Below are 7,082 nucleotides of genomic sequence, written 5' to 3'. Positions count from 1 at the left end.
TAGACATCTTGTGATGATCAGGGAAAGATGTCTTGATACAGCATACAGCCAGAATGAACTTGCCGAGGTCAGCTCAACCATGTCGAATAATAATGATATTGAACTGTCAAATTCAGATGATTGTGAAAAGTATATCAATCAGTTCATACAGGAAGTTCCTTTACGGCGTGCGGAAATCGGGCAGGGAACCGTCATTAAACGCGCCTTGCCGAGTCGGCATAAACGCATGATTGGCGCCTGGTGTTTTCTGGATCATGCCGGTCCCACTCAATTTCCTCAGGGAGATGGTCTGGATATCGGACCGCATCCGCATATTGGCCTGCAAACTTTTACCTGGATGATTGAAGGCACCATGATGCATAGTGACAGTCTGGGTAACCGGCAATTGATCCGGCCGAAACAGGTTAATCTGATGACTTCAGGCTATGGCATTTCGCATACAGAGGTTTCACCGGAAACTGAAACCAAAATGCATGCAGCACAGCTCTGGATCGCCCTTCCTGATGACAAGATCAATATGGCTCCGACGTTCGATCATTATCCGGAATTACCTGTGATCGAAGAACAGGGCATTCAATATACGGTCCTGGTCGGGGAATTTCTGGATACACTATTACCAGTTAAGGTTCATACCGAACTTTTGGGGGTGGATCTATTCGCTGCTGAAAGTACCCGTGCCCGTCTGAGTTTAGATCCAAGATTTGAATATGGTTTTATGGCCCTTGAGGGGCTGGCAAGTATTAATGGGCATGAACTGACTGAAGATAATATGGTGATTCTTGAACCCGGATTACAGCATGTGGATGTCGAAATTCATGCCGGTGGACGAGTCCTGCTGATTGGTGGAGAGCCGTTTGAAAGCCCTATTTTATTGTGGTGGAATCTGGTGGGTCGTGATGTGGAAGAACTTAAGCTGGCCCGTGAACAGTGGATGATGGGACACCCGCGTTTTGGCACCATTCCAAGCTATGATGGCCCACGTATGGAAGCACCTGCATTTCCGGAACATATGCGAGCTTCCAAATAACTTTTACATAATTATAAGAACAAAGGATCAGTATGGCCCGAATCGCAATTGCCAAAATACAGAGCTTAACCATACCGTGGCAGGGAGAAATCAGTCATGGCCAGCATCATTACCTGACTGATAAACCTGAATCCTTCGGCGGGCAGGATGCAGGTCCTGCACCTTATGATCTGCTTTTGGGCAGTCTGATCTCTTGCACCATGGTTACGTTGCGCATGTATGCCAAACATAAGGACATTGAACTGGGCGACTTTCAGGTTGAAGCAGAATTTTTTGCCCATAAAGAAGGGCAGGAATGGATTGAACGACGCTTAAGTTTCGATATTACTCATGATTCGGCTTTGCAGCAGAAAATTCTGGAGATTTGTGCCAAAACCCCGGTGACCAAAACCCTGTTACGCAGTCTGGAGATTCGCACTAGCCTGATTTAAGCTAAAGAGGGTACGCTATATCCGGTAGGGAAAATGTAAGTAGACTAATAAACTATTTAATCAGATCTGGACTTTTTGCTATGCTCACGCAGTAATAACAATAAAATCATGAGTCCAATATGCGTGTTTTACATCATCTCGAACAATCAAGATCATTTCGAATCATGTGGGCCTTGGAAGAGCTGGAACTTGATTATGAGATCAAGTATTACAAACGCCTGCCAAACTATTCTGCTCCGCCTTCTTTGAAACAGGTTCATTCTCTGGGTAAAGCCCCGATTCTGGAAGATCAGAATCTGGTACTGGCTGAGTCTGCCGCCATTCTGGAGTATCTCCAAGAAACCTATGATTCGACCCATCAGTTTCAGCCGATCAGTGCCGAGAACAAGGCGCAATACCGTTACTGGATGCATTATGCAGAAGGGTCTTTGATGCCTTTGCTGGTCATGCAACTGGTGATGACTAAAGTTCCTGAGCAAGTGCCATTTTTAGTTCGTCCGGTTGCTAAAACAATTTGTGAAGGAGTGAAAAAGCAGTTTGTACAAAGCCGTCTAAAAGACCATATCCAGTTTCTGGAAGATCATTTAAGCCAGCATGAATATTTTGCCGGTCGTTTCAGTTTTGCGGATATTCAGATGAGCTTCCCACTCGAAGCCATGCAAAGCCGTACTGGTAAAAGTTATCCGGCGATTCAAGCCTATCTGGAACGGATCTCGCATCGAGCAGCTTATTTCCGGGCCTTATCCAAAGAGCAGGCATTAAAGTCTTAAAGCCTTCGCTAAAAAAGAAAAGGTGCGACTTGCACCTTTTTTTATTTTTGAATCAGTCTGGGAAACTGAGACGTTCTTTAGGGAAAATCACTTTAAAGGTGGATCCCTGATTTTCACGGGAGTCAATTTCGAGCTGGGCCTGATGTTGCATCAGTACATGCTTCACAATTGCCAGACCCAGGCCTGTGCCACCAGAACGGCGGCTACGGTCAGAATCTACCCGGTAGAAACGTTCGGTCAAACGTGGCAAGTGTTTAGGATCAATCCCAATCCCGGTATCTTCTACGACAAAATAGGCCGATTCACCATCATCATGCCAGCCCATGGTGACGGTTCCACCTTTAGGCGTGTACTTGATGGCATTGGTAATCAGGTTACTGAAGGCACTGGCAATTTCCATATCTGAGCCGATCAGGTCACAGTGACTGTCAATATCCAGATTTAGGGTATGGCCATAATCCACGTTATAGGCTTGCGCATCATCAAACAGTTGGTTCATCAGATTCGGCATGTCAATAATCTGGTTCTTGGCAATATTCTTGTCATTTTCCAGACGGGATAGCAGTAACAGGTCATTCACCAGTGCATTCATGCGACGGGTCTGAGACTGCATCTGGTCAAAGGCGCGTTTCCAGCGCGGGCTAATATCTTCCTGATCGGTAAAGGTTTCGATATAGCCGCTGAGCACAGTTAAAGGTGTACGCAGTTCGTGCGAAATATTATCGACGAAGTCCTTACGCATCTGTTCCAGATTATGCATCCGGGTCACATCATAAGCGACCAGTAAGCGGCTTTCACCGCCAAAACGGGTCATTTTGATTTGCACATAATGATCTTCGAATATCGAAGACTTCATTTTAAGACCATCAGGTGCATCATCAATATGATGATAGTAATCAATGAAATTTGGCTGACGTAACAAACTCAGGATATTACGGCCGCGATCTTCCTGACCAATCCCTAGTAAACGTCCTGCCGCTGGATTCCACCATTCAATCTGCTGGTTTTCATCAATCAGCACTACGGCTTCTTGAAGGGCAACTAGCGAGGATTGTGCACGGTCAATCAGCTCGACCATTTCAGCCTGAACAACGCGTTCCTGACGCTGGGCCCGATAAACATTGAACAGTAAAGCGCCCCAGATTCCGTTGATATTTGGCGGTACATCATAGGGACGGTTCGAGATCCATTCATTGACCAGGTAGAGTGAACGCAACTGTGTACCAAAGAAGGCAACAAAGGCCAGAACGATACAGATCCAGAAATAACCGATGCCTAGGCCAATACAACTGGCAATTACCAGGAAGAGAAGAAGGAGACGTAAATCTTGCTTGGCAAAATCCCATAAGCTGCTGTAACGAAATCTTTTGTGCTCGTGTGACAGTTCGGGAACAGGATAGGGCTCATACATAAAACGAGATTTACCTAAAAACAATTAACCGAGTGCAACATCGACACGGGTCGAGAAACGGTAACCGGTGCCACGCACAGTTTGTACATAGCGGTCAGCGCCATAAGGTTCGAGTACCTTGCGCAGGCGACGGATATGCACATCAATGGTCCGGTCTTCAATATAGACGTTGCCACCCCAAACCTGATCCAGCAACTGCGCACGGGTATAAGCACGTTCCGGATGGGTCATGAAAAATGCCAAGAGACGATATTCAGTGGGTCCCATGTCCAGTATAGTATTGCCAAAATTCACACGTTTACTGACTGGATCTAATACCAATCCATTAGCATCAATGGATTTTTCACCACTGAGGGCATTGGAGCGACGTAAAACAGCTTTAATACGTGAAACCAGCTCACGGGTCGAAAACGGCTTGGTCATATAGTCATCGGCACCGGCGTCCAGTCCCTGAACTTTATGATCTTCTTCACCACGCGCAGTCAGCATGATGACAGGAATTTCGGACAGGTTTTCATCACGTTTCAAACGACGACATAGATCGACACCACTGACGCCACCCGGCATCATCCAGTCCAGCAAAATCAATGCTGGACGCTGGTCCACAATCATTTGATGAGCCTGCTTGGCATCTTCTGCCTGTAAACATTGAAAGCCTGCCATATCCAGAGAAGTGTGGATCATTTCACGAATCGGCAGTTCATCATCAACAATTAGAATGTAGTCATCTTTCACAGCGCAATACCCTATTTCATGCAAACGGTGGACCGTTTTATATTTATGACAGGCTTATTACAAAGATTAATTATGACAGTATCATTGCAGAATAGGTAGTTCTGGGACTTTTTGCAAAGATTTGTCACAATTTAAGCTGTTATTTTATAAGAGGGTGTTAATTCAAAGGCTTGTAGATCACTTACAAGTAAATCTATCTGGAACTTATCTTGATTTAAAAATTATTTAACCGGATCCGCTGGTTTTTCTGTACCCAAAGTGTCTAATAAAGCAAAGAACACCAGACTACAGGAAGACAGAATTTCTTCCAGTGACTGTTTAAAGCCGCTCATGACCCAGCGAATCGCAATCTGGGTGACATAACCATTAAGTCCGGTCGAGACCAGGGAAATCTCTCGTTCAGAACGATTCAGGTTTGGCATCATCAGCATGACAAAGGCCTGAATCATACGGTCGAAACGGCCCATGGTTTCATGAATCGTGGCCTGATTATGCAGTTCCTGAACCAGCATCGCATCGATATAAATAATTCGTGCCATACCCGGATTGTCACGTAAGGTCGTTAGCAAGGCAGTCAGACCGGCTTCGATCATTTTCTTTGGATCAGAAGAGGCTTGCATCATGGCCTGCATGACATTCTGCTGTAACTGGTCAATCAGCTTGAGGAAAATAGTCTGGAACAGATGTTCGCTTTTCTTAAAGGATTCATAAAAATAACGTTCAGTCAGTTTGGCTTCGTTACAGATATCCTTCACTGTGACTGAAAAGAAACCATGACGGCCATAAGCCTCGATTCCGGCCTCAATCAGCTTTTCACGACGCGCCTGCTGACGTTCAGCCATGGAAAGTCCTTTAAACTGGCGTTCTTTACTTTTACTTGCTAGTTTTTGCCCTGAATTTACTGCATCCGTCATAAAGACCATAGACTCATGTGCTTGAGATTTTAAGTATCTTATCAATAAATCCGGCTTTGACCTATGCTGAAATTCAAACCTGAAAATTGGCCCGTAGAGACATGCTGGAATTATTGACAATAAGGATTGTCAAAACTATATTGAAACGGTGTGCTGTATCCCTATGCGACAGAAAAACAGGCTGTCATGGAAGGGCAGTGTTTTAATCAAGGAAATTCAATGAAAAATTTTAATAATAAAGTCGCGGCCATTACTGGTGCAGGTTCAGGTATCGGTCAACAACTTGCGGTGCTTTTAGCAAAGCAGGGCTGTCATTTAGCACTCAGTGATGTGAATGAACAGGGCCTGGCTAAAACCGTTGAGCTGCTGAAAGGTACTGATGTTCGTGTCACAACCAAAAAGGTCAATGTGGCTAATCTGGAAGAAATGCACGCTTGGGCCGCTGAGGTCGAGAAAGATTATGGCAGCGTGAATATGATCTTTAACAATGCTGGTGTAGCTCTTAGTTCTACCGTAGAAGGTGCTAGCTATGAAGAGCTGGAATGGATCGTCGGGATTAACTTCTGGGGTGTAGTTTATGGCACCAAAGAGTTTCTGCCTTTAATCAAGAAAACCGGTGATGGTCATGTCATCAATATTTCCAGCCTGTTTGGTTTAACTGCCCAGCCAACCCAGTCTGCTTATAATGCCACTAAATTCGCTGTGCGTGGTTTTACCGAATCCTTGCGTCAGGAACTGGATATGGAAAACTGCGGCGTAAGCGCACTCTGTGTACACCCAGGCGGAATCCGCACCAATATCGCCATTGCAGCGAAAATGAATGACAGCATTCGTAGTCTGGGAATGCATCCGGAAAAATCTGCACAGAATTTCAATAAGCTGCTGCGTTGCCCACCGGAAGAAGCAGCCCGTCAAATTTTGGACGCGGTACAAAAAGACAAACGCCGTCTGCTGATTGGAAATGATGCCAAAACGATTGATTTAATTCAGCGCCTCATGCCAACTGGCTATCAGAAAGTCACGGCTTTAGCTACCCGCCTCGGCAAGCAGAAGAAAAAGTCAGCTTAAAACACTCTGATCAAAGCCCGCCTAAGCGGGTTTTTTTATGCCCGAAAACTTAAGCAGCTAAAGTATTTTATAAATCAAAAATGGTGCATAAGAACGTCAATAAATTGGCAGCGTTAGATAAGCCGATTCGGCATGATGATTTCACAGACCGAAGGTCGACATAATTATAGATAAAGGAAATGATCATGGCTTATGAATATAAACACATCCAGGTTCAACCAATTGGTGGCCGTATTGGTGCTGAAATCCAGGGCGTAAAACTGTCAGCGGATTTGGCTGATGAAGTGGTAAATGAAATCAACCAGGCATTATTACAGCACAAAGCGATCTTCTTTAAAGATCAGCAACATCTGGATGATGTCGCCCAAGAAGCCTTTGCAGCACGTTTAGGCACGCCGTTGAATCACCCGACTGTACCGGTAAAAGATGGCTCTGCACATATTCTGGAAATTGATTCACGCGGTGCACGTGCAGACAGCTGGCATACGGACATCAGCTTTATTGATGCCTATCCAAAAGCTTCTATCCTGCGTAGCCTGGTTGCACCTGCAGTAGGGGGCAATACCGTATGGGCAAATACAACCGCTGCCTACAATGATTTACCTGAAGAATTAAAAACACTGGCAGATAGCTTGCGTGCGATTCACAGCAACAACTTTGACTATGCTGCAAAAGTCAGTGTTCCAAAAGAAGCTTTGGAAAAAGGCTTTGTTGCATAAACCTAGC

At 45.1% G+C, this 7,082-nt stretch carries 8 protein-coding genes; 5 read left to right on the top strand and 3 right to left on the bottom strand.

The annotated features are described in order from the left end of the window. Positions 1–79: 79 nt before the first annotated feature. From B3J29_RS02065 to B3J29_RS02055, 3 genes are all read left to right on the top strand, one after another. Positions 80–1,027 carry a pirin family protein gene (locus B3J29_RS02065; RefSeq protein ID WP_175966390.1) on the top strand — a complete coding sequence of 316 codons (948 nt, stop codon included), beginning with the start codon at positions 80–82 and terminating at the stop codon, positions 1,025–1,027. Between the two features lie 32 nt (positions 1,028–1,059). Beyond that, a complete protein-coding gene (locus B3J29_RS02060) occupies positions 1,060–1,458 on the top strand; it encodes an OsmC family protein (protein WP_175966389.1) in 399 nt (132 codons plus the stop codon). A gap of 119 nt (positions 1,459–1,577) precedes the next feature. Beyond that, positions 1,578–2,228 carry a glutathione S-transferase gene (locus B3J29_RS02055; RefSeq protein ID WP_175966387.1) on the top strand — a complete coding sequence of 217 codons (651 nt, stop codon included), beginning with the start codon at positions 1,578–1,580 and terminating at the stop codon, positions 2,226–2,228. A gap of 52 nt (positions 2,229–2,280) precedes the next feature. Here the strand turns inward: B3J29_RS02055 and phoR are convergent, their stop codons facing one another. The 3 genes from phoR to B3J29_RS02040 all read right to left on the bottom strand — a co-directional run bounded on the left by phoR (position 2,281) and on the right by B3J29_RS02040 (position 5,288). Beyond that, positions 2,281–3,639: a phosphate regulon sensor histidine kinase PhoR gene (gene phoR / locus B3J29_RS02050; protein ID WP_175966385.1), complete on the bottom strand. Its 1,359-nt coding sequence runs from the start codon at positions 3,637–3,639 to the stop codon at positions 2,281–2,283. A gap of 24 nt (positions 3,640–3,663) precedes the next feature. Further along, positions 3,664–4,374 carry a phosphate regulon transcriptional regulator PhoB gene (phoB, locus tag B3J29_RS02045; RefSeq protein WP_004780667.1) on the bottom strand — a complete coding sequence of 237 codons (711 nt, stop codon included), beginning with the start codon at positions 4,372–4,374 and terminating at the stop codon, positions 3,664–3,666. A gap of 221 nt (positions 4,375–4,595) precedes the next feature. Next, entirely contained in the window at positions 4,596–5,288 is a 693-nt protein-coding gene (locus B3J29_RS02040) for a TetR/AcrR family transcriptional regulator (protein WP_034171440.1), read from the bottom strand. A 219-nt stretch (positions 5,289–5,507) separates the two neighbouring features. Here B3J29_RS02040 and B3J29_RS02035 point away from each other — a divergent pair, with 219 nt between their 5' ends. Together B3J29_RS02035 and B3J29_RS02030 are read left to right on the top strand one after the other, a co-directional pair. Beyond that, positions 5,508–6,356: an SDR family NAD(P)-dependent oxidoreductase gene (locus B3J29_RS02035; RefSeq protein ID WP_175966383.1), complete on the top strand. Its 849-nt coding sequence runs from the start codon at positions 5,508–5,510 to the stop codon at positions 6,354–6,356. A gap of 185 nt (positions 6,357–6,541) precedes the next feature. Continuing rightward, a complete protein-coding gene (locus B3J29_RS02030; protein WP_228761275.1) occupies positions 6,542–7,075 on the top strand; it encodes a TauD/TfdA dioxygenase family protein in 534 nt (177 codons plus the stop codon). The last annotated feature ends 7 nt before the right edge of the window (positions 7,076–7,082 follow it).

This window comes from Acinetobacter sp. UBA5984 (assembly GCF_002429925.1).
In the GTDB taxonomy this organism is placed as follows: Bacteria; Pseudomonadota; Gammaproteobacteria; order Pseudomonadales; family Moraxellaceae; genus Acinetobacter; species Acinetobacter variabilis.
The sequence above is the reverse complement of the archived record's forward strand: the minus strand, read 5'-3'. Positions and strand labels throughout refer to the sequence as shown.